Annotated in this window: 23 protein-coding genes, 1 tRNA gene and 1 pseudogene; 14 read left to right on the top strand and 11 right to left on the bottom strand. The window is 36.7% G+C overall.

Annotated features, from left to right (window positions below):
* The first annotated feature begins 538 nt into the window (after nucleotides 1-538).
* The 9 genes and pseudogenes from KDN43_RS11330 to KDN43_RS11370 all read left to right on the top strand — a co-directional run bounded on the left by KDN43_RS11330 (nucleotide 539) and on the right by KDN43_RS11370 (nucleotide 9,574).
* A pseudogene (locus KDN43_RS11330) lies at nucleotides 539-1,693 on the top strand (tyrosine-type recombinase/integrase).
* A 1,062-nt stretch (nucleotides 1,694-2,755) separates the two neighbouring features.
* Nucleotides 2,756-2,956, top strand: coding sequence for a hypothetical protein (locus tag KDN43_RS11335; RefSeq protein WP_238866232.1), 201 nt, complete (start codon nucleotides 2,756-2,758; stop codon nucleotides 2,954-2,956).
* Between the two features lie 30 nt (nucleotides 2,957-2,986).
* Nucleotides 2,987-4,138 (top strand): HlyD family secretion protein, encoded by a 1,152-nt coding sequence (locus tag KDN43_RS11340; RefSeq protein WP_238866234.1) that lies wholly within the window; start codon nucleotides 2,987-2,989, stop codon nucleotides 4,136-4,138.
* Between the two features lie 58 nt (nucleotides 4,139-4,196).
* A complete protein-coding gene (locus KDN43_RS11345; protein ID WP_238866236.1) occupies nucleotides 4,197-6,365 on the top strand; it encodes a peptidase domain-containing ABC transporter in 2,169 nt (722 codons plus the stop codon).
* A 27-nt stretch (nucleotides 6,366-6,392) separates the two neighbouring features.
* Nucleotides 6,393-7,697 carry a TolC family protein gene (locus KDN43_RS11350; protein ID WP_238866238.1) on the top strand — a complete coding sequence of 435 codons (1,305 nt, stop codon included), beginning with the start codon at nucleotides 6,393-6,395 and terminating at the stop codon, nucleotides 7,695-7,697.
* Nucleotides 7,698-7,791: 94 nt separating this feature from the next.
* Nucleotides 7,792-8,124 carry a hypothetical protein gene (locus tag KDN43_RS11355; protein WP_238866240.1) on the top strand — a complete coding sequence of 111 codons (333 nt, stop codon included), beginning with the start codon at nucleotides 7,792-7,794 and terminating at the stop codon, nucleotides 8,122-8,124.
* Nucleotides 8,125-8,203: 79 nt separating this feature from the next.
* Nucleotides 8,204-8,395 carry a hypothetical protein gene (locus tag KDN43_RS11360; protein WP_238866242.1) on the top strand — a complete coding sequence of 64 codons (192 nt, stop codon included), beginning with the start codon at nucleotides 8,204-8,206 and terminating at the stop codon, nucleotides 8,393-8,395.
* A gap of 95 nt (nucleotides 8,396-8,490) precedes the next feature.
* Nucleotides 8,491-8,994, top strand: a complete 504-nt coding sequence (locus tag KDN43_RS11365) for a CPBP family intramembrane glutamic endopeptidase (RefSeq protein WP_238866244.1) — start codon at nucleotides 8,491-8,493, stop codon at nucleotides 8,992-8,994.
* Between the two features lie 430 nt (nucleotides 8,995-9,424).
* Entirely contained in the window at nucleotides 9,425-9,574 is a 150-nt protein-coding gene (locus KDN43_RS11370) for a hypothetical protein (protein WP_238866246.1), read from the top strand.
* Between the two features lie 4 nt (nucleotides 9,575-9,578).
* On the opposite strand, the gene KDN43_RS11375 is transcribed toward KDN43_RS11370, so the two are convergent.
* From KDN43_RS11375 to KDN43_RS11395, 4 genes are all read right to left on the bottom strand, one after another.
* Nucleotides 9,579-10,217, bottom strand: a complete 639-nt coding sequence (locus tag KDN43_RS11375) for a hypothetical protein (RefSeq protein WP_238866248.1) — start codon at nucleotides 10,215-10,217, stop codon at nucleotides 9,579-9,581.
* 293 nt (nucleotides 10,218-10,510) lie between these two features.
* Complete coding sequence (locus KDN43_RS11380) at nucleotides 10,511-10,681, bottom strand: hypothetical protein (RefSeq protein ID WP_238866250.1); 171 nt, start codon at nucleotides 10,679-10,681, stop codon at nucleotides 10,511-10,513.
* 193 nt (nucleotides 10,682-10,874) lie between these two features.
* Entirely contained in the window at nucleotides 10,875-11,171 is a 297-nt protein-coding gene (locus tag KDN43_RS11390) for a hypothetical protein (RefSeq protein ID WP_238866252.1), read from the bottom strand.
* Between the two features lie 112 nt (nucleotides 11,172-11,283).
* On the bottom strand, nucleotides 11,284-11,574 hold the full coding sequence (locus KDN43_RS11395; protein WP_238866254.1) for a helix-turn-helix domain-containing protein: 291 nt from the start codon (nucleotides 11,572-11,574) through the stop codon (nucleotides 11,284-11,286).
* Nucleotides 11,575-11,831: 257 nt separating this feature from the next.
* On the opposite strand from KDN43_RS11395, the gene KDN43_RS11400 reads away from it, so the two are divergent.
* The 5 genes from KDN43_RS11400 to KDN43_RS11420 all read left to right on the top strand — a co-directional run bounded on the left by KDN43_RS11400 (nucleotide 11,832) and on the right by KDN43_RS11420 (nucleotide 13,999).
* Nucleotides 11,832-12,092, top strand: a complete 261-nt coding sequence (locus KDN43_RS11400; protein ID WP_238866256.1) for a hypothetical protein — start codon at nucleotides 11,832-11,834, stop codon at nucleotides 12,090-12,092.
* Between the two features lie 21 nt (nucleotides 12,093-12,113).
* Complete coding sequence (locus KDN43_RS11405) at nucleotides 12,114-12,431, top strand: hypothetical protein (protein WP_238866257.1); 318 nt, start codon at nucleotides 12,114-12,116, stop codon at nucleotides 12,429-12,431.
* A 5-nt stretch (nucleotides 12,432-12,436) separates the two neighbouring features.
* Nucleotides 12,437-12,703 carry a hypothetical protein gene (locus tag KDN43_RS11410; protein WP_238866259.1) on the top strand — a complete coding sequence of 89 codons (267 nt, stop codon included), beginning with the start codon at nucleotides 12,437-12,439 and terminating at the stop codon, nucleotides 12,701-12,703.
* A gap of 11 nt (nucleotides 12,704-12,714) precedes the next feature.
* Entirely contained in the window at nucleotides 12,715-12,960 is a 246-nt protein-coding gene (locus KDN43_RS11415) for a hypothetical protein (RefSeq protein WP_238866260.1), read from the top strand.
* A gap of 424 nt (nucleotides 12,961-13,384) precedes the next feature.
* On the top strand, nucleotides 13,385-13,999 hold the full coding sequence (locus tag KDN43_RS11420; RefSeq protein ID WP_238866262.1) for a hypothetical protein: 615 nt from the start codon (nucleotides 13,385-13,387) through the stop codon (nucleotides 13,997-13,999).
* Nucleotides 14,000-14,391: 392 nt separating this feature from the next.
* Here the strand turns inward: KDN43_RS11420 and KDN43_RS11425 are convergent, their stop codons facing one another.
* The 7 genes from KDN43_RS11425 to KDN43_RS11460 all read right to left on the bottom strand — a co-directional run bounded on the left by KDN43_RS11425 (nucleotide 14,392) and on the right by KDN43_RS11460 (nucleotide 21,063).
* Nucleotides 14,392-15,327 carry a hypothetical protein gene (locus KDN43_RS11425; RefSeq protein ID WP_238866263.1) on the bottom strand — a complete coding sequence of 312 codons (936 nt, stop codon included), beginning with the start codon at nucleotides 15,325-15,327 and terminating at the stop codon, nucleotides 14,392-14,394.
* Between the two features lie 233 nt (nucleotides 15,328-15,560).
* Nucleotides 15,561-15,746, bottom strand: a complete 186-nt coding sequence (locus KDN43_RS11430; protein ID WP_238866265.1) for a hypothetical protein — start codon at nucleotides 15,744-15,746, stop codon at nucleotides 15,561-15,563.
* 314 nt (nucleotides 15,747-16,060) lie between these two features.
* Nucleotides 16,061-16,132, bottom strand: a tRNA-Arg gene (locus KDN43_RS11440).
* A 15-nt stretch (nucleotides 16,133-16,147) separates the two neighbouring features.
* Entirely contained in the window at nucleotides 16,148-16,762 is a 615-nt protein-coding gene (locus tag KDN43_RS11445; RefSeq protein ID WP_238866267.1) for a DUF3256 family protein, read from the bottom strand.
* Between the two features lie 4 nt (nucleotides 16,763-16,766).
* Entirely contained in the window at nucleotides 16,767-18,572 is a 1,806-nt protein-coding gene (locus tag KDN43_RS11450) for an alpha-L-fucosidase (RefSeq protein WP_238866269.1), read from the bottom strand.
* A gap of 242 nt (nucleotides 18,573-18,814) precedes the next feature.
* Entirely contained in the window at nucleotides 18,815-19,045 is a 231-nt protein-coding gene (locus KDN43_RS11455; protein ID WP_238866271.1) for a hypothetical protein, read from the bottom strand.
* A gap of 371 nt (nucleotides 19,046-19,416) precedes the next feature.
* Nucleotides 19,417-21,063: an AMP-binding protein gene (locus KDN43_RS11460; RefSeq protein ID WP_238866273.1), complete on the bottom strand. Its 1,647-nt coding sequence runs from the start codon at nucleotides 21,061-21,063 to the stop codon at nucleotides 19,417-19,419.
* Between the last annotated feature and the right edge of the window lie 33 nt (nucleotides 21,064-21,096).

Consider the following 21,096-nt stretch of genomic DNA (forward strand, 5'->3'; position numbering starts at 1 on the left):
CTGAAATGTTACAAGTCGCAGAAAAGCCACGTCCCCGTTCAAGCCAGTTCAATAAACAACCTCAAGTCGAAAAAACAGTGTTTACGGCGATACGTCGGCATATTCATGCCTGTTAAATAAATAACACTCACGTTTAGAGAACATTAGTTGCTACATATCTGGTGCATTTTTTGCTAAATGAACAACTCTCTTGGTACAAGTGCTAAACAAGCCTGTAGTGAAGGCTGCACGGTTGCCACACGGAAACCGTTTCTATGGCATAAACCGCTGCAGATCGATCGATCTGCAGCGGTTTATGAGTACACCCGGCGGGAATTTTTGAAGAAAATATAAGAAAATAAAAGCTGATATGTTTTTGATAACTAAATAGATGAACGTTTCTTATGTTTGTCTGATTTTCTTGTTTTTTCCCTTATTTTATCGGTTTTGGCACTCCTTTGGCGCCCTGATATATTGAATTATTTTTTATATTTGCAAAGTTAATAAAAATAAGAAAACTATGGCAAAGATAGAGGGTTAAAGTACTGATAATCCAAAGTTGCTGTGTAAAGAATTAAAAAACGGAACGCTTAGTTTATATCTCGAATATTATTTGGGATACTCTAAAATTTACGATGAAAAAACTGGAAAAGAAACTATTAAAAAGGATAGAAAAAAAGAGTCTTTGAGTTTATATTTATTCAAGAATCCAAAAACACCGATTGAACGACAATCTAATAAAGAGACACTTGAATTGGCAAAAAATATTAGATTTTAAAGGGAGCAGCAATTTAAAGATTCAAAAACGGGTTATCGAATCTATACGACAAACAATGTGAATGTTTTTGATTGTATGGATGCTTATTATAATAGTTATACAAAGAAAGATGTGAGAATGGTGAAAGAAGCCATTCAACGCTTTAGAGATTTTATTGAACGTGAATATCCACTCTATAAAACCAGAATTTTGCCCGAACAGCTTAATAAAGAAATGATGCTTAAATTTGTAGACTATCTTCAAGAAAAGGGCAAAGGGAGTGGGGCTGTAACGTATTATAAGAGATTTAAAAAGCTCATTAAATATTTGGTTGAGAATAACTATATCCAGAAAAATCCTTGTGACGGTGTAATATGTAAGACAGATGAAGAAACTTTAAAGAAAGACATTTTAAGTGTTGATGAGATGGGAAAGTTGATCAATACTACTTATCCTAAGCAAAATCAAGAAGTTAGAAGAGCATTTATTTTTTGTTTATACACAGGTATAAGATATTGCGATGTTAAAGATTTACGTTTTTCTAATGTGGACTTTTCCAATAAGCTTTTATCATTTAATAAAAAAAAGACACGTCACTTTAGTTCTAAAAGTTGTGTAAATATCCCTCTGAATGATGGACTCCTAAAACTCATAGGGGAGCCAATAGAGAATGAAGAGGGTGATGTTATAGATGGTGTTATCTTTAATTTACCAAGTCAAAACATGTGCCTAAAGTCCTTAAAGCATTGGGTGAAATTAGCAGGTATTCAAAAACATATTACTTGGCATTGCGCCCGACATTCTTTTGCTGTAAATATTCTAAACAATGGAGCCATTATTAAAACTGTTGCGAGCCTACTGGGACATAGTGGTTTGCAACACACAGAAAAATATACCCGTGCAGTGGATGAGCTAAAACAAAAAGCAATAGATAGTTTGCCGGAACTGAAATTATAAGTCAGAAAATGTTTACCTTTTATAAATCTTAGACTAAATCAAAGCTTTATATTGTCTTGCGCATTATATACTTCGTAAAGGTATTCACGAATGAATTGCGGAGCCCATTATTATAGGGCATGCCGAAGACAACGACATTAAAGATATCTATATACACTTGCACGATGAAGATGTGATATGAGAAATGGGAAAAAAGAAAATCTTCCATTTGAACTTATTATTAACTGTGCTGATTCCATATCATTTTTCATCAACAAGAAAGCAGTTTTAATAGCCTAAATAAATCATCTGTTATAACGCTGCATTGTGTAATAGTCGGTATTTTACTGTAGTAATGTTTACATTCGGAAAAGATTAATCTGAAAATATTCCATTGAAGGAAGATCGGGCGCAAAGAGCGAAACTTAAAATGGTATGATTTTGAAATAGGCAAGTAATGTCATATTTAGTCGGGAATTCATTGTGTGGATATTAATATTGACAAGCATAGGAGAAAAAAGGAATATTTGAGAAAATAAGTCAAAATCTAAATAAAAAGTTATTATACTTGTGTTTCAAGTTTTTTATCGCTTAAACGATTATTAAATAATGTCTAAACTAAAAATAATTAGTTATATGAGCATTAAATACTTATAATCGTTTTTCAGCAAAATACGAAAAAGTAAGGGTAAGTTCTTTGTAGGATTATCTCATAAGTGTGGATAAAATGTGTATTTAGATTCATTGTGAACTTAGATATTTTAATTAAATTATTTTTATGCGATATATGATTCGTTAAAGTAAAAATAAATAATAATAGCGTTTAACTAAATTCTGTTTCAGAAACCGACCAAATTTTCAGAAACCACAGGATGAGTAGTAAACGCCACGCAGAAAGCGTGGTACTTACTTTATGCTTGTGGTTGGGTTCTTGGTCGGACCTCTGAAACAGCGTGGGTAATACCACGCTGTTTTTTTTGTCTTATCTAATGATACTCAATGAGCTAAAGACAATATTGATTTATAAAAAGTGCGTTTTTTTCATGAATTCTAACCTATGTGACAATTTTAAAAACAAAAAACATGAGAGCAATTAAATTTTTAGTAAGTAAGGGTGTTTTTCTCATCATCTTGCTAATATCTTGTGTCAATAACGAGGTAGTAGGACAAATTGAAAAAGAAAACATAGTACTAAATCCTGACGACAAGAAAAAATCATCCTTACGAACCATTCAGATATTATATAACCCGATACATCTGAATGACGGAATCTTTGTGAGATAGCAAATCATATCAACAAATTACAGTAAAAAAATGAAACTCCTTCCGAAAAACCTTATAGAGGACTGCTTAGAGTCTTATATTTACAAGCATACCACAAAGTCACAAATCATTTATATCACCGTGCTGGTAGCATTGCTTGCTTGCTTCGTTGCGTTACCGCTTATTTATGTGGATGTTACGGTGCAAAATCCTGGTATGATTCGTCCAGTAAACGAACGTACTGAAATAAAAGCCTCTGTTACTGAGTGGGTGGACAGCGTGTATGTAAAAGAGGGTGCTCGTTTGTCACAGGGCGATACCATCATTCGCCTACGTACAGATAATCTACAAGCGCGCCAACTAGTGTTGCAGCAAAAGCTAAACGACGCTAATCGACAAATTTCGGATTTAGAGCAGCTTACACGAGGCAGAATGCCCGAACAATTTTCTTCGGGCGTGCGTATGCAACAAAATGCCTATTACACTAAACGTAAAAAAGAACTGCAAACCTTGTTGGAAAAAGCCCGAAACGAACACGAACGAAACAAAAAATTATTCGACAAGGAAGTTATTTCGCCTGACGAGTACGAGCAATACTTTTTTGCTCTGCGTAATGCTGAAAATGAATATGCTTCGCTTATAGATAATCAGTTGAGTGTATGGCAAACCGATAAAAACACACTTGCCATAAACCACGCCGAATTACAGAGTGCACTTAATCAACTGGAAAAGGAGCAAGAAATGCACTATGTTACCAGTCCCGTAAGTGGTACATTGGAGCAGTTTACAGGCATTTACAAGGGTAACAGTATTTCAGCAGGACAAACATTGGGTGTGATAAGTCCCGACTCTACGCTCTATGCCGAAGTATATGTATCTCCGCGTAACATAGGTTACCTTTATGAAGGAATGCCTGTGAACGTGCAAGTAGAATCGTTTAATTACAACGAATGGGGAACTATTAGTGGTAAAGTGAGAGAAATTTCATCGGACTTTTATTTCGATTCAGGCTCACAAAAGAGCTACTATAAGGTAAAATGCGAATTAAGTCGCGATTTTCTAACGCTAAAAAACGGTAGAGAGGGGCATTTGAAAAAAGGAATGACTGTGCATGCTCATTTCGTACTTACACGCCGAAGCCTCTTTGATTTACTGTATCAAAAGATAGATCACTGGATAAATCCGACACAATATAACGCTTAACCGTTAACTATTGGCAAAATAGTAAACAATTCAACACAAAGGCAAAAGCTATAATAAAATGAAGAAAGGAATAAAAGTAAAACAACACGATATTACCGATTGCGGACCGGCTTGTCTTGCATCTATTTGCGCTTACCACGGTTTGCGTTATCCTATTGCCAAAATTCGGCAATATGCCTACACCGATCAAAAAGGAACAAATTTGCTCGGACTTATTGAGGTAAGCAAACGTTTGGGGTTGGAAGCACGTGGTGTAAGAGGCGATTACGATACTTTAATTCAACACGGCGTTTTTCCTGCTATCGCGCATATTGTGGTAAAAAAAGCTTTGCATCATTTTGTGGTAATTTACAAAGCTACACCAACGCATATTCACGTAATGGATCCGAAAGATGGAAAGATGCACAAACTTACTCGCGAAGCTTTTGAAGAAGAGTGGACAGGCATCCTGTTGTTGATGAAAAAAGAGGAATCATTTCGAGGCGGAAAACAAACAAAAAGTGTGATGCGCCGTTTTGTGGAATTGTTGTTGCCACACAAATCGTTGATGCTACAAGCCTTGTTCGGTGCAGCGATTTTTAGCATTTTAGGCCTTTCTACATCGGTTTATGTGGGAAAAATAACCGATTACGTGCTTATTGATAAAAACTATAATTTACTGCACTTAATGGGCTTTATAATGATTGCCATTATCATATTGCGTACATTTATAGGGTCTATGAAAAGTGTTTTGACTTTACGAACAGGACAACACATTGACGCGGTTTTGATATTGGGATATTATAAACACTTACTTACACTTCCGCAACAATTCTTTGATACTATGCGAGTGGGTGAGATTATTTCACGTGTGGGAGATGCGGTAAAAATACGCAATTTTATCAATAACGTTTCCATTGACCTTGCGGTAAATGTGATGATACTTTTCTTTTCGCTTTGCGTGATGTTTATATATTCGTGGCAGTTAGCTTTGATAACGCTTGCATCCGCACCGCTTTTTTTAATTATTTACGTGGGTTTCAATCGGCTTAATCGAAAATACCAGCGACGTATCATGGAATCCAATGCCGAGTTGGAAAGTCAGTTGGTTGAATCAATAAACTCTATAAACACTATAAAGCGCTTTGGTGTGGAAGATTTTGCCAACGTGAAAACCGAAATTCGCTTTGTAAGGCTTTTACGGAACACGTTCCGAAGCATATATGGAGCTATTTTGGCACAAGGTGGAATTCAATTCGTATCGTCGGCAATTACGGTAGCGGTGCTTTGGGCAGGCAGTACGCTGGTTATTAAACAACAAATCACGCCGGGAACGTTAATGGTGTTTTATTCGCTGGTAGGATATGTTATTTCACCTATTGGTTCGCTCATCACTGCCAATCAGACCGTACAAGACGCCCTTATTGCTGCTGATCGTTTGTTCCAAATAATGGATTTAGATCGTGAAGAGCAAGATACCGGACGCAAGCACGAGATTAGTCGTTCTTATATGGGTGATATTACTTTGCAAAATGTTTCGTTCCGTTATGGAACTCGTAAGCAGGTCTTTACCGATTTGTCGCTAACCATTCCCAAAGGGCAAATAACAGCCATCGTGGGCGAAAGCGGCTCAGGTAAAACCACTCTTGTTTCGTTGTTACAAAATATTTATCCTATTCAAGGCGGGAGCATTAAGATTGGAAAATTTGATATTAAACAAATAACTAACGACAGCCTTCGTGCATTGGTCAGTACTGTTCCGCAACAAATAGAGCTTTTTGCAGGAAGTATTATCGAAAACATTGCATTGGGAGACTTTCAACCGGATGTAAAACGAATATTGGAAATTGCGGAGCAGTTGGGTTTGAATGATTTTATAAGCAAATTGCCTAACGGATTTTCCACTTATATCGGCGAACAGGGAGCTTCGTTGTCGGGAGGAGAAAAACAACGCATTGCAATTGCCCGTGCTTTGTATAAAAATCCTGAAGTGTTGATTTTTGATGAAGCAACATCATCGATCGATTCCGTATCGGAAAAATATGTGCGTGAAACGCTTAATAGTTTAGCAGCCGAAGGAAAAACCATAATTATTATAGCGCACCGATTAAGCACTGTCCGCCATGCCGACAACATAGTGGTTTTAAAAGAAGGAAATTTAGTGGAATCGGGCAAGCATGATGAGTTGTTACTACAAAAAGGCGTGTATGCTCATTTGTGGAACGAACAGTTTAATATTATCGGGTAAAATGTCCGAAGAAATTAGAAAACGTCAATGAAACAATTATTTATTCTCATCTTTATCGCGGGCATATATGTTTCTACACTTACGGCACAACAAGCTTGGACTTTAGAAGAGTGTATAACCTATGGCTTGGAGAACAATCTATCCATACAACAAACACAATGCGAAGCCGACATGCAATACATTCGCGAACGAATGTTGAAAAACAGTCGTTTGCCAAGTTCCGAAATCGTGGCATCGCAACGCTTTAATTTTGGTCGTTCACTCAATCGAGAAAACATCTATCAGGATGTAAGTTCGCACATTACGAATTTTAATCTGAATGTGGTAAAGCCGTTATTCGATGGTTTTTCCACTCGTTATTCTATTCGAGAAAATCGTTCAGGCATGCAGGCTATTGAAGAGAATATCATCGCTAAGAGAGATGAACTTAGGCTCAATATTGCAAATTTGTTTTATCGGGCATCAATATATAAAGAGGTACACATCATTGCTGTTGAACAAAAAAAGCTTACCGAAGCTCAAATTGACCGTGTGCGATTTCGTATGGAGGCAGGTATGGCATCTAAAGACTTGCTGTTGCAAATGGAAGCTCAACTTGCCGATGATGAACTGAAAATAACCGAAACACGAGGGAACGTGGACATTGCTCTAATCGAACTTGCTCGGCTGATGAATATTACTGAGCATATTCATCAGTTCGATATAGTGGTGGATACCACTCGAATGGAGTTATCGGATTGTTTAAACAAAGGTGATTTACAAATCAATCATTTTCCGCAAATCCGTTCGGCACAACATCGTTTGCAAAGTGCGCAGTGGGCACTCAAGAAAGCTAAAGCCGGATATTTTCCGTCACTTTCATTAGGTGGAAGCATCGGGAGCAGTAATTACATACAATCGGAGATTTTGAACAGTCCGCTTTTTGAACAACTAAAAAACAATCGCCAAGCTTATGTTTATGTAGCTTTGCGCATCCCTTTATTCGATAAGTTTGTCACGCGTGATAATTTGCGAGGAATTAAGATTGATATCCGGAACCAATCTCTTGTTTTGCAGGAAACCGAAAACAATTTGCGTGCCGAAGCTTTAAAAATGGAAAGCGAGATATTAAATGCTCGTCAAAAACTTTGGGCAGCCAATCAATCAGTAAGCTCTTATACCGAAGCATTTCGATTTGTCACCGAAAAGTTTGATGCCGGAAAACTTTCGGTCTATGAGCACTTGCAAGTGAAACAACGGTTGGCAAACAGTCAATCGCAAGCAGTGCAGGCAAAATATGATTTGGCGTATAAAATAATGTTACACGAGTATTATTATAGTAACAAAAAATAATGGAGGATAGCAGGCATTCGATTTTAGGGAGTTACAATGTGTAACCACCGTTATCTAAAAACTGTAGTTAATAGACATAAAAAAACAATCAACTATGACACTTTTTCAACAAATTGACAGGATGAAATATATTCATCATCTTATTTATAACCGAGCAACCGGAAATCCTGCACGTTTTGCTGGCAGATTACAGTTAAGTAAAAGACAGCTTTTTAATATTCTGGAAGAGATGCGAATAATGGGTTTAGATATTCGTTACGATAAAAAGAGCGAGACCTATTTCTATAACGGAAATATATATTTAGATATTTCTTATTCATTTAAAAAGTTGTCTAACAGTGAGGTGAAAAACATTAATGGAGGAGGAAGATTTTACCAAAGTGCAATTTTATTTCACCCTGCTCCGTTAATTTTGCATTGTAGTTAATACATCACAAGTACGCATAGTGATGAATTAATTGCGGCAAGTTTTTTTTAGTATTAACAATTTTAATTATTTTTGTAAAATGAAAAATTTAGAATTTCAAGAACTCTCAATGGTAGAGTTGGAAGAGGTGAATGGTGGAGGAATTGATTTTTTGTATGAGTTGTTTACAGGTAGAAGTCTGGCTGGAGACTTAAGAAAATTAGGCAAATGGTACTTAGAGGAAACTGGCGAGTATTGGGGTGGAAATGCACCATCAAGTCCGCTCAGATAGTTAATGTGGAGAGAGTTTGTAGTATGCCTGCAAACTCTCTCTTAAAATAAGTCTTTTCCATTAAAATAGTTTTTAAAAATATCTTTCTGGTTTGTATGAAAGTCTTAAAAAAAATTGCAAAAACAAATATCCCTTTGTTTTCTCTTTTTTTATCAATAATTTATTTTATAATAAAATTATTGTTTAACATTATCAAAGAGTTATTCAAAATTCCGGATACCTCTTTTAGAGAAAAATTGATAGATGAAAACTTCTCTGTTACTATCAATTTATTATTAGATACCTTAATTATTGCTCCAATAGTAGAAACGTTGATTTTTCAAGCTCTTTTCTATAAAATATATCAAAAAGCCAAGATTAACAAGTGGATAATAATGGCAATTTCTTCAATTGCTTTTGGTCTTTTTCATTATTACTCTCTCTTTTATATACTAAGCACGACTGTAGCAGGATTTATTTTTGTTTACATGTACTTCTTAAGAGCCGAAATAAACAATAAACCGCTATTATCTACCATTTGTGCTCATTTCACTATAAACCTAATAGTAATAATTAATGTAATGATAGCACATTATCATAAGTTTGGCAATTGGTTTTGAACTTTTTTATATTTGAGTCCGCTCCGAAAAGTGTTTTTTAACCACTTAAACACATAGTTGAGGTGTTTAAAAGTGTATGCATCTGTTTGTTAGATAGATAAAAAATAGAGATCAACTCGATAAACTTCTCTTCAATTAACAATTACAATCAGAAGATAGCAGTATAAAAAATTAAATAGGAGCTGTCCTTTTGGAACAGCCCCTGGCTCTGAAAAAATTTAACTATCCTATTCGTCCTACAAAGTTGCATTTACTAATTGAATTTACAATCTCAAAAAACTGGTGCTTTCTTAATTCAATTTCTAACTTTATTTTACACGCGGAAGAGCTCACAGAGTTGGCATCTTTCGCGTGGTTCTTGTGATGTCTATCTTAATAAAAAATTATGCTTTAGAGCGATATCATCAAAGGTTCCGATTACGACAGATTCATGAAATCGCTTACCGGCTACAAGAAGGAGGGCGGAAACAAGCATGATGATGCTCCTGACGGTATGACGATCCTGGCTGAATTCTTTGAAGTTATCAGTTTGTACAAAGCGATGAATAAGAAAACGGTGGATAGGGTAGTAGTTGCTTAAGCTTTTAATTAACTATCACATACCTGTCGAGGTAGGATTTTAAAATGTCACTTAACTCTTGAACAATTGAATCAAATTCCATAGATAGGCCAATCATTGTGTTTGGATCAGCCCCTTTTATTGCGTTTATCTGATTCTCAAAATCAAAGTCTCTGTGAGCAGCTGTAAAATGTCTAATGTCTTCAATACTTTTCTTAACTCTATTCTCAAACATCACTAGTTTGTCTTTATTCTCAACGCTTTTGGTTTTTAGTTCATGGATGAAATCTATATCAAATTCATGTTTATTTAGCGTCTTGTAAAAACTATTTCTGTATTTCATGAGAGTTATTAAAGCTTCATATATTAATAATGCCGCTTGGCGCGCTAAGTATATTTTAGGTAAAGTTCGACTTTCATTCAATGTGTAATAGACTATGATTAAAAGATCAATCTGAATGAGATTTATACTACCTAACATATTGGAAATTAATTCAATATCACCTTTATTTTGGTTTTTCGCAGCATCTCTAACCATGATAGAAAACATAATATTTGAATCAAAATACTGAATTTTATTTTCAAAAGAAGAGGTGAATAGTTTATTGTTATCAGCCATTAGATCATCTATATCCTGTCTGTGTTTAATTGAAAAAGTGCTCATTGTACAAGTTTTAAATAGTTAATATCTTTAATTGCAAATATAGCTAAAAATCTCACTGCCTTCATTGTTTAAGTGAATAATATATGAGGGTTATCAATAGGGATGGCGCTTTACTTTGCTTCCAGCATTGATAATACTGGGATGTATAGTGATTCTGACTAGAGAAATCTCATTTTTTGATCTATAACATAAGTATTTTCCAATCGCCTTGGTTTAGTGGTTTGCCTCTCGTTCGTGTAGCGAGGGGTTTTTTATGGAATAAAAAAACCGGGGGGTTGGCCCGGTTAATTCAGTTAATCTTTGTCGGCGATTGCTGAAGCTTTTACAATTGATGTTCCAATCGGGAATACTGCAACTGTTGCCCTATCGACTGCTATTTCAATTGCAACTGTTGTGGATATGATTCGATCACCACTCACATAGAATACATCTCCATCAGGGAGTTTTACTTTGAATTTTTCCATGACAAATAATTAAATAGTTAATTCACAAATGTAATCATAATTTTAAATACTCCCTCACTTTCTCAATCGCTTCTTTTACACTTCGGACAATCAAATACTTACTGCCGCAGTTTTCCGCTTGTTTCTGGAACTCTTTCTGATCTAGTGACAGCTTGCCTGACTTTGTCTTAAACTCGAGGCAGAGCAGCTCAAATCACTTCAATTCTCCGAAAATCTTGTTTACCGGTATTACGTTCTGAATGTCGAGCATCCGGCTTGCAGTCTCGAGTTCCGTTCTTTTGAAATATACTTTTGCTATTTTCTTGTTTTCAGTCGGATACCCGACAATCCACCTTTTACTGCGCCATTCCTCTATTAATCTCCTGCCATACTGTTTCCGGGCCTGAGATTCTGTTACTACCTCAGAAGTAAGTCCAAGCCGGTTGAGAGTATTATATACACCAATTTCAACTGCTTTAATAATGATCTGTTCGATTGTTTTGTCATCCATAACTGTTAGAATGTTAATTGTTTTGCGAGTTGGTTTTTTATATTTCTAATCCCAGCCAACGCCTTGGCCAGGTTGTTAAAGTGATTCTTCAATCAAACAAATCATTATTAGTTCATTCGTTTGATTTGGTCCTGTAGCCCTCACATATTCGCTGTAATTGATCGAATGATTCAATCTGGTGGGTCACCCCATTGATAATAATGATGCCTGAAATCGGCTCTTTTGAGGCAAACAAATCAGTTATAGGGACCCCAAGGGCATTTGCAATCTTTTTCAAGGTCTCTAGGGTAGGATTGCCATTAATGGCCTTTGAAAGACCCACTTCTGACATCTTTGTCCTTTCTGCCAATTGTTTTTGAGTAATACCGATTTCCTTGCAAATTTCTAATACTCTAAGTTTCATAAGCAATATTTCTAGTTTTACAGCAAATATAGTATTTTCCTATCACTCTATATAACTATAAAGCAAATAGATTTTATAAAACATAACCGTATGTTTAATGATTTGTGATTTTTTAATTTGTTTCTTGCCTTTTGTATTATATATATGGTTACATATGCTGCATATATATTAGCCTATATGTTTAATTAATTGTTGCGTTTTAAGTTGAAAAATTTGGAGAATAAGGATAGATCGATTAACAAACAAAATTTATTGATATGGAAAAAACATTAAGCGATTTTAGAAACGTGAACCTTTCTGAGGGAACAAAACAGTACATAGTCGCATATAGAGTTGCAAATGAGGCTGCGAACATTACCTGCAAAGAATTGGAACGCATCTGGGGATTAGATCGGAAAGAAATGATGACAGATAAGTTATTTCGCACACTCGGAGAGTTCCAAGCCGAGATATTGAGATTAATGGGATTGGCTATAGAAGCAAATCTGAGAGAAGAAGACGACAGTAATGAAATATAAACTTTTATGCTTATAACTACAATGCGTAAGTCAAGATCAATAGTGGTAAATCATACAGACACCGGCACACCCTCTTTTTTCAAAACTATTTGCAAAACAGACGTAATCAATCACGTGAGAGATGGATATGAGAGATGGCATAACTATGCTGTTTACCATAACCAGGATAATGGAGAAAAGGCCACAAAGGTTCTTAATGAAGTGATTTTTGATTTACTGCAGGAACCAGTTGAGCGACTTGCTGAATTACTTCATACAATGGCCGGCCAGTACACTGAACTTGATATGCTGGTACTGCAGACAATTAAAGACAAATCAACAATTAATCCAAAAAACTAAAAAGTATGAATGCATTAAAATTTACACCGGAACAAATGAGAAACGTGAAGTTAAGCGATGGAACAAAAGAGTATCTGGTAGCTTACAAAGCTGCAGAAGAAGCAACCAATATAGTATATGAACAAGTTGAAAAATTGTGGGGAGTAGACCAGGCGCAGGAAATGATTAAGCCATTGTTTGATGCTTACTATAGCTTGCGGTCTGAGATCCTCAATCTGATGATGAAAGAGATCGATGAGAAACTGGGCGTATTGAAATGTACTGAAATTTAAAACTGGTTATTATGATACATAGATACAAAGGGAGTTTCTTTTCCGATGCTGATTCAGCGGATATCCGTAAAGGTGATCTAGTTTTAGTTGATGGAATTGTCGGAGAACTGATGTCAGAATTCGATCCTGACTACCTGGAACTAACTGTCGAGAGTGGTGTATGTCATTCTGTAATCGGATTTACTGAAGTCAGGAAATTAAAAAGATTGAGTTACAAACGCTCTATGTCAGTACCGCCTATCCGTATTGAGTATTAATCACTAATTATATTTGATAGTATGGACAAAAGAGAGAATTTGCCACAGGTTGTAAAAGAAATCACCTATGGATCGGACATGAAGTATAAACAGTAAATTATAACATCCGGCACGGTGATAAGCGTATTCTACTGAGCCGTAAAAACCTGTTTAACCTTTACGCATCGATAGCTGATTTATTGCATGATGAAGAAGTAGAAGCTGATAAGGTTGAGATAAAAGAATGAAGGAGAAAATCTATTCACCAATTGATTGAGCGGGTTAACACCCGCTTTTTTTTGTGTAAAAAAAGGTTTCCGGTATATATTAAAGTACATTTCTATACAACGATATTCCATCCAACAGGAATTATTGATCCCCGGCTCTTAGAATAGTGCTGGGGATTCTATATTTATTAAGTAGGCAACTATTAAACACTGAAATTATGATAACTATTGAAGAGGTAAGGAAGTACATTACAAAGCGATATGAGAGATGGCTGGATTATTCCAAATATCATTGTGCAATGCAAGGGATGGCCGGTGAAGAGGTGGACCTACTAAACGAAGTGATGATAAGTCTATTGGAAAAGCCGGAAGAGAAGCTATTGGAACTTTACAACAAAAAACATAAACAATACCGCAAACTGGACTACTTCGTTTTGAGAATGATCAAGATGAATGCCACATCAGATACGGCCCCATACCGGCATAAATATAAACCAATCCCGGTTGATGCTAATATCAATTATTCCCAGCTCGAGATCGAGGACCTTGCAGATGATGAAGAGGACAGAGCCGGGGAGATCCTGCGGAAAACGAGAATTATTCGGGAAGCCATTGAAGATATAGAGCCTCATACTGATCCGCTCGATATTGAAGCTTTTTGTTTTCGTTACTTTGATGGAGAATCCGGGGATAACTGGAAAGAGAGCGATATAAACAGAAAGATATGTTATAATCGTTCCTATCGGGCAAGAAATTCAATAAAAGAATTTATTGAAAATTATGATACCAGGATATTAAAGGTAAAATCGATTTGGTATAATTTTGCCGGGTGAGATAATTTGCGATTAAATGATTGGTTCCTCGTTCGTGCAGCGAGGGGTAAAAAAAATTACTGTATATATAGCAAGTGAAGAATGATTCACATTATTCGAAAGGTATTATTGAAGTAGTTTCTTACCTTCCAATATTTTTAAATATTTTCCTTTACTCAAAGGACAATTGGCTAATTCCATGAATTCTTTTTTTGACAATTTACATTGATCACTCATTTGTTTTATGAGAAAGTCATCGATGTCCGAGTTGCCGTGGCTAATTTTTGTATATAATACAAATTTGCCTTCGTGGTGTAATTCTAGATATTTATGGTCATCACTTTTATCTGGAGAATCAATGAATCCCTTTTTCTTTAAATTACGATAAGTTTTCTTTGGATCTAATACGCTCATTATTCAGTGCCTAAGACTATATTATTAATATTTATCTTAATCAGTTTGTTTCGTTCTGTTAATTGATCGTCGTTGAGGGTATTTAACCTCCTATATATGAAATCGAACTCTTCTGCAAAAGAAGCTTTAGCTTCATTCTCATCTCTCCCAGTCCCAATAATATCTAGCATTTCTGATTTGATTACATAGTAATTATTCTCCTTCTGAAACGATGATATTAAAGGATATCGTAAACAATACACTTTAGTCGGTGTTGAGATTTTCTTTGGAGCATATCCAAGTGTAAAGTTAGAGTCACTAAAAGATTCAATGACCCTTTTCTGGGTGGTTTTTTCACCTTCCCTAAATTCTTTAACAAATCCAACGACCTCGAGCTCCGTTTTACTTATTTCTTTATCAATTTCGATTATGGGGGTTATCAACTCTTTCTTGGCAGCTTCTTTGAATGTGTTTATTTTATATATAGGTGTGATTTTCTTTGTTCTTCTATTGTAATCAACGAAACTTACCGGTGAATCTTTAAAATTACTTGTAAATGAATATAAATTCTCAACAATTGGGGTCCTAGCTTCAGGGTTAGGCAATATTTTTTTTAGTTCATAATAGTCTCCTTTGTTCGCAATTTGTAAGACATTGTTAAAATTATCATTTACAAGATTTCGTTGAGACTCCCATAAGAAACCTGATTTACTTTCTGCTCTAGAAGAATATGAAAATTTTGGAACAGCACTAGCTTTTTCGAACCCAGTCAACTCAAGTTGGAAATTATTTAGGTCGATAAATTCATCTGATGATAATGTGTGTTTTGCAATTGATATTATCAAATTCTGAAAGTCTTTGGCGATTTTAGCTAATACATCTACAGGTAAAGAATTATATCTACCCAATTCCCCACCAATTTCAATATATACGCCGCTGTTTAAATCAACTTTCATATTGTAAGAACAAAAAATACTTTCGCACAAAAATATATAAAATATCCAACAAAACAGTGTTTGAATATTTAAGTTTAATTTTTGCCTGACTTTCTTATAGAAAAGAAAGCAAATGATCACGGTAATCTACCACATGCGCAAATGAAAACAACCAGTAAAGATATTTTGCAATAACTTAATAAAATGAAATATAAAATGAATTTTTAATAGACCAGGGGTTGTTGACTTTTTATTCAATACCCGCGAAGAGCTTTTATGAGCACATCTGCTAGTTTAATAGCCCTGCTAGCAACCATGTTGTCTGGTGTATTAGAATTATCAGTTATATTGATACAGTATACTTCTTTTGCAATTTCGTACCTGCGTTGTTCCCAATCGATTGCTTGTTTCCCATCTTTAAGTTGCTCAGTTAAACTCATGATTATAAAATTTAAATAGTTAATTCACAAATATAGACATTATTTTAAATAAAACTTCATTTCTTCGATAGCTTCTTTCACACTTCGGACAATTACATATGTACTTCCGCAATTCTCAGCCTGAATCTGGAACTCTTTTTATAGTTTTACTTTGCCGGGTGAGATAAATTAAAGCTACTTATCTTGTTATTAAATAAACTGGATCTGAGAAAATAATTCGGTGCATTTTTTTTACTGATTTCTATGATGTTTTGCAAAATGATAAAAAACAAAACCCAAACAGCTGAATATTAGCTGAATGGGTTTGCTTCAAGTACACCCGGCGGGAATCGAACCCACATCGTCGGAACCGGAATCCGGTATTCTATCCATTGAACTACGGGTGCAGGGTTTAATATTCTTTACCTGAAAGTGGCGTTGTTCCAATGCAAAACAACGGTATCACTTTTCAGAAAAGGCTCTATCTGCATTATCTGATCGGCAGTAAGAAGATGTTTGTAATTGAATGTCAGGACCAAATCGCTTGTATCATTACTGAATTTTGCCGAGACCGGATAAATGTGAGGCAAAGATACTGCATATTTATAATTTTCCATCTCTTTTTTTGAAGAATCGAAGAAAAATTCCTCCGAAATATCCGGTATAAGGGGTTTGCCTGAAATTTCATTCCACTCTGTGTCGTAAAAAGTGATGTGGCTGTCGCATACTTCTCCGCATACGGTTTTAATCATGCAGATGATCATTGAATCTTGTGCTACGGGAAGCAATTTCAACTGGATTGTACCTACACCGGAGGTTTTTATCTCCAGTATATCGTCATTTTGCTTTATTTTACTTATCTCTCCCAGCGTATAGGGTATGGTCGTTTTGCCAGTGTTTACAAGCAGCATGGTTTTGTTGCCTTCAGAGATACCCGGAAGCAGGACAGTCGGCATCGACTTGAACAGATCGCCGATGTTTTGTCCGTAGCTTACAGATATTACGAAAATTGAGAGAAACAGTAATATTTTCCTCATATGTCTATTTTGTTAAAATACCGATCTGGTTCATATCTGTTGCCGGTTTTCCTCCATCGGCACCACTGAGTGCTTCGAGTTGAAAGTAACGGGCATTGATTGTCTCGCTGAATATTATGCGTTGCGGGATGGGGTTGTTTTTGATGTTGCTGAACTCTCCCTTTTTGGCATCAACCCAGGTATTACCATCGCCGCTCACCTTGAAAATATATGTGAAAACCGGTTCCCTGTTATCAACGGGTCTATATGTAAACCCTTTTATCTTGTAAAGCTCACCAAGGTCAACAGTAAGAGGGTTGTCACTGGTGATTTTCCACGACTCGGCGGAAATATCTGATAACTGCATCTCTTTGGCTGCTTCTTCCAGTAGCGGTGCATAATAGGCACCCACTTTTGCAATGTTTGCAATGTCGCGTGTTTCTGAGATTGTGACCCTTAGTACTGTAGGTGCTACATCATTGAATTTGAGCAATCGTTTGTAACCGATGGTAGTACCTTCGGCCAGTTTCACCCATTCATTGTTTATTAGCCCTTCTAATATAAACTCTTCCACACGCTGGCCCTTGCGGATATCTTCCTGAAGCATAACAGTGTTGATTGTTTCTCCCGGCTGAATTGAAAATTCTTTTGAGGCACCTGAACGGGCTTTCCAGGCTGCTTCTCCATCGTTAAGCTTTTCATTTCTGAAGGTGTTTCTGATATATGAGCCAAACAGATTCAGGCGTTCGGCATCAACCTCATGTATTCTGCCTCGTTTATCTGGTGGTATGTTAAGTAACAATACCGAGTTCATGCCTACAGAATTAAAATAGATGTTCACTAGCTGCTGCAATGTTTTTACCTGATTATCCTGTTCAGGATGATAGAACCAGCCCGGGCGAATTGATACGTCAACTTCCGACGGGTACCAGTATAGCGTCTGTGCTTCAGAAATAAGCTGACGGATGCCTAACTCTTTTGAAGTGGGGGAGATATTCAGGCGTTTGTTTTCATTTGTGATGGCTTCGTTGATATTAGGCTGCAATGGCGTTACGCTCCACTCAGTTTCTCTACCAAGTCCTTTTTCATTACCTACCCACCTTACATCGTCACCCATTATTGCTTTAACCGCCTTTGGCTGTAGGCTGTCGATAACATGATAGAAACGTCCCCAGTCGTACTCCTGTACTTTGCCGTTGGGGCCTTCGCCATTGGCTCCATCGAACCACACTTCGTGAATTTCCCCATAGTTTGTAAGCAGTTCAGTAAGCTGTTGGGCAAACATTGCATTATATTTTGGCGAGTCGCCATAGCTCGCCGCATTCCTGTCCCAAGGTGAAAGGTACACTCCAAACTTCATATTGTATTTGTCGCATGCCTCTTTCACCTCTTTTACCAAGTCGCCATAACCATTGTGCCATGGCGACGATGCCACTGAATGAGACGTAGTTGCGGTAGGCCATAGACAAAAACCATCGTGATGTTTTGCTGTAAGGATAAGCAATTTAAAGCCAGCGTTCTGCAGTGTGGTAACCCACTGCTCTGCATCTAAATCGGCCGGGTTGAAAAGAGCAGGATCTTCTGATCCGTCGCCCCATTCCCTGCCGGTGAATGTATTCATCCCAAAATGGATAAAAGCTGTCAACTCAAGCTCCTGCCACTCGTATTGTCGCTGTGTTGGAACTACGTAGGCGGATAACTTCACTTTCTGATCTGATGTAAGCAAGTTTCTGAACGTGAGCTTTTTTTCGAAATAGGTGTTAGCCCTCTGATTGCATCCGGATGAAGATACTACAGTTATTAACAGGCAGATGAATAAAATTTTTCTCATTACTTGTTTGATAATTAAATTTGATCTTGTTTATTTTTCCGGCTACTGTTTCTGACGTTGAATGGCAAACACCGCTTTCCTGATAAGCACAAGTTGCAAATATTACTTTCCTTATCCTGCATCCTGGCAAACACCGCTTTCCCTGTCTCAGCAGACAGATAGGCAAAGATAATATTTTTAACCCAATATAAAACAAAAAAGCCATCCTTTAGTGGATGGCTGAAATCGATTTCTTTAACTGCTTATTGATTAACTTCAGTCTCAGCAACCTGGCTCAATGAATCGCCTTCAGCAGCTTCAGCAGCTTCAATAGCAGCTTGAATGCTATCAGCCTGGACTTTTGCGATGCTGTCTAATCTGGCTACTTCAGCAAGGCTGTCTTGTCTTGCTTTTTCAGCTTTTACTTGTGCATTGTTGCAAGAAACTAAACCTAATGTTGCAATTACAGCAACTAATAAAAGTACTTTTTTCATTTTTAATAATTTTAAACGATAAATAATATTACTTCTCTAAAAACGGTGCAAATTTATATCAAAAACATGTTCTAAAACATATTTTGGATGGAAATCTTAGTTAAATAATATTAAACATAGGCAATTCCTCAATTTTTACGCCAATATTTTGCTTTTTATGCCTCTTTTCCCTCCTTTTTTGTTATGGAAGTCGCTCCATAAGGGTGTTCAAATGGAGAGTATAGTGAGTAAATTTAACAGATATGATCTTAACGGCCGAATCTATGAAACGTTTTTACTAATGAGTATAGTTGGTAAATTCAAATTATTTTTCCGAATTGCTTGATCAGATTGAGCCGTTTGCTGCTGGTACAGATAGAGCGGGATAGTGTTCAGCTGTAGAGGAACCGTTTAATGCTTTTTTTTGGTGTTTTTTCGAACTCATTTTCAACTATCTCGATGGTGCTGATTCTTTCGTACTGAGCAACCGATCTGTTAAGAATTTCCATGTTCCCGTTCATTATTTCAATCAGCCTTTCATCAGATATGTTGTCAGATAATAGAGCCTGCATATCGGGATATACCATAGCCACAAGTTTGAAATTACGTAAAACGACAACACTCTCAGCAATATATGGCAGGTTGTTCAGTTTCGACTCAATCTCTTCCGGATATACATTTTGTCCGTTTGCGGTGAGAAGCATTGTTTTCAGCCGCCCCTTGATAAACAACCTTCTTCCTTTCATTATTCCCAGGTCGCCTGTTTTGAGCCAGCCGTCATTAGTGAATGCTGCAGCGGTGGCTTCGGGATTTTTGTAGTATCCTTTCATCACATTTTCGCCCCGGACCTGTATTTCTCCCGGTACCGTTTCGGGGTCAGAGGAGTCGATACGTGCTTCCATTATATCTTCCAGCACCGATCCGCATGATGTTGGTACAAAGTCGAAATTATGATCGTAAGATATGAGAGGCGCGCATTCAGTCATGCCGTAGCCGACGGTAAAGGGGAATTTCATTCTGTAAAAAAACGCCTCTACCTCCGCATTCAAAGCCGCCCCTCCTATGATTACTTCTCTGAAGTTACCTCCCAGGGACTTAACAAGAGATGCTTTTATCTTGTTTAGTATTAATTTATTGATCCCTGGGATTTTTAACAGTACTTTTACGATTGGCTTATTGATGACAGGTAGTATTTTCTTTTTATATATCTTCTCAAAAATAAGTGGTACGGTAATTATCAGGTTCGGTTTAACCTCCTTAAAAGCCAATATGAGATTTTGAGGGGTTGGCATTACCCCAAGCAATATAATGTGAACACCCGTTGATAGTGCGTAAAGAAAATCGAATGCGCAGCCATAAACATGTGCCATAGGTAAGAATGCCAGGTTTTTCTCCCCTGTGAAAAGCAGATTCAGCCTTTTGCTGTAGGTCACGTTTCCGGCAAAATTATTTGCAGTAATCATAACACCCTTGCTGAAACCCGTAGTACCTGATGTGTAGTTGATACAAATAACTTCATCGTTGTCCACATCTGCATAGCTGATCTCCTCCCTGGAAAATCCGTCATGATAGGTACTTTTGAAAATGCCTGCTAAAGTGCCGGAAACCTTCCGGACTTTTTCATTATCACTTTTTAAAAGAGTGAAATCCGGTATTTCATATACGGGAATATCTATATTATCCTTGTCTATGGTTTCCCATATTGTCTTGTTTACAAACACCAATTTTGAATCGGAGTGTTTGATAATGTGTGCCATGCTAACGGGATTGAATTCGTGCAGTATGGGAACGATAACGGCGCCATATGTTATTGTTGCCATAAACACGATTGCCCATGAAGAGTGGTTTTTTCCGATCAGGGAAATCTTATCTCCTTTTTGAATATTCAATTCAGAAAAGAGAAGGTGGAGTTTCGCAATTTCTTCTGACAGCTCACCGTAAGTATATGATCTGTTGCCATTGTAATCTGTTAAAGCAGGTAATTTCCAGTTATTTCTGAAACTCTCCTCGTATAATTTAATGAAGTTCTGCCTGATCATAAATGCACATTTTTGCCTTTATTGTGCAAAAGT

Source organism: Proteiniphilum propionicum, from assembly GCF_022267555.1.
In the GTDB taxonomy this organism is placed as follows: Bacteria; Bacteroidota; Bacteroidia; order Bacteroidales; family Dysgonomonadaceae; genus Proteiniphilum; species Proteiniphilum propionicum.

Bases quoted from the DNA above. Each gene is read 5' to 3' on its own strand.
- KDN43_RS11400 (WP_238866256.1), top strand. From the start codon at position 11,832: ATGGAAAAAACATTAAGCGATTTTAGAAACGTGAACCTTTCTGAGGGA.
- KDN43_RS11405 (WP_238866257.1), top strand. From the start codon at position 12,114: ATGCGTAAGTCAAGATCAATAGTGGTAAATCATACAGACACCGGCACA.
- KDN43_RS11370 (WP_238866246.1), top strand. From the start codon at position 9,425: ATGAAATCGCTTACCGGCTACAAGAAGGAGGGCGGAAACAAGCATGAT.
- KDN43_RS11360 (WP_238866242.1), top strand. From the start codon at position 8,204: ATGAAAAATTTAGAATTTCAAGAACTCTCAATGGTAGAGTTGGAAGAG.
- KDN43_RS11345 (WP_238866236.1), top strand. From the start codon at position 4,197: ATGAAGAAAGGAATAAAAGTAAAACAACACGATATTACCGATTGCGGA.
- KDN43_RS11335 (WP_238866232.1), top strand. From the start codon at position 2,756: ATGAGAGCAATTAAATTTTTAGTAAGTAAGGGTGTTTTTCTCATCATC.
- KDN43_RS11420 (WP_238866262.1), top strand. From the start codon at position 13,385: ATGATAACTATTGAAGAGGTAAGGAAGTACATTACAAAGCGATATGAG.
- KDN43_RS11430 (WP_238866265.1), bottom strand. From the start codon at position 15,746: ATGAGTTTAACTGAGCAACTTAAAGATGGGAAACAAGCAATCGATTGG.
- KDN43_RS11415 (WP_238866260.1), top strand. From the start codon at position 12,715: ATGATACATAGATACAAAGGGAGTTTCTTTTCCGATGCTGATTCAGCG.
- KDN43_RS11380 (WP_238866250.1), bottom strand. From the start codon at position 10,681: ATGGAAAAATTCAAAGTAAAACTCCCTGATGGAGATGTATTCTATGTG.
- KDN43_RS11350 (WP_238866238.1), top strand. From the start codon at position 6,393: ATGAAACAATTATTTATTCTCATCTTTATCGCGGGCATATATGTTTCT.
- KDN43_RS11395 (WP_238866254.1), bottom strand. From the start codon at position 11,574: ATGAAACTTAGAGTATTAGAAATTTGCAAGGAAATCGGTATTACTCAA.
- KDN43_RS11365 (WP_238866244.1), top strand. From the start codon at position 8,491: ATGAAAGTCTTAAAAAAAATTGCAAAAACAAATATCCCTTTGTTTTCT.
- KDN43_RS11375 (WP_238866248.1), bottom strand. From the start codon at position 10,217: ATGAGCACTTTTTCAATTAAACACAGACAGGATATAGATGATCTAATG.
- KDN43_RS11355 (WP_238866240.1), top strand. From the start codon at position 7,792: ATGACACTTTTTCAACAAATTGACAGGATGAAATATATTCATCATCTT.
- KDN43_RS11340 (WP_238866234.1), top strand. From the start codon at position 2,987: ATGAAACTCCTTCCGAAAAACCTTATAGAGGACTGCTTAGAGTCTTAT.
- KDN43_RS11450 (WP_238866269.1), bottom strand. From the start codon at position 18,572: ATGAGAAAAATTTTATTCATCTGCCTGTTAATAACTGTAGTATCTTCA.
- KDN43_RS11460 (WP_238866273.1), bottom strand. From the start codon at position 21,063: ATGATCAGGCAGAACTTCATTAAATTATACGAGGAGAGTTTCAGAAAT.
- KDN43_RS11445 (WP_238866267.1), bottom strand. From the start codon at position 16,762: ATGAGGAAAATATTACTGTTTCTCTCAATTTTCGTAATATCTGTAAGC.
- KDN43_RS11425 (WP_238866263.1), bottom strand. From the start codon at position 15,327: ATGAAAGTTGATTTAAACAGCGGCGTATATATTGAAATTGGTGGGGAA.
- KDN43_RS11455 (WP_238866271.1), bottom strand. From the start codon at position 19,045: ATGAAAAAAGTACTTTTATTAGTTGCTGTAATTGCAACATTAGGTTTA.
- KDN43_RS11390 (WP_238866252.1), bottom strand. From the start codon at position 11,171: ATGGATGACAAAACAATCGAACAGATCATTATTAAAGCAGTTGAAATT.
- KDN43_RS11410 (WP_238866259.1), top strand. From the start codon at position 12,437: ATGAATGCATTAAAATTTACACCGGAACAAATGAGAAACGTGAAGTTA.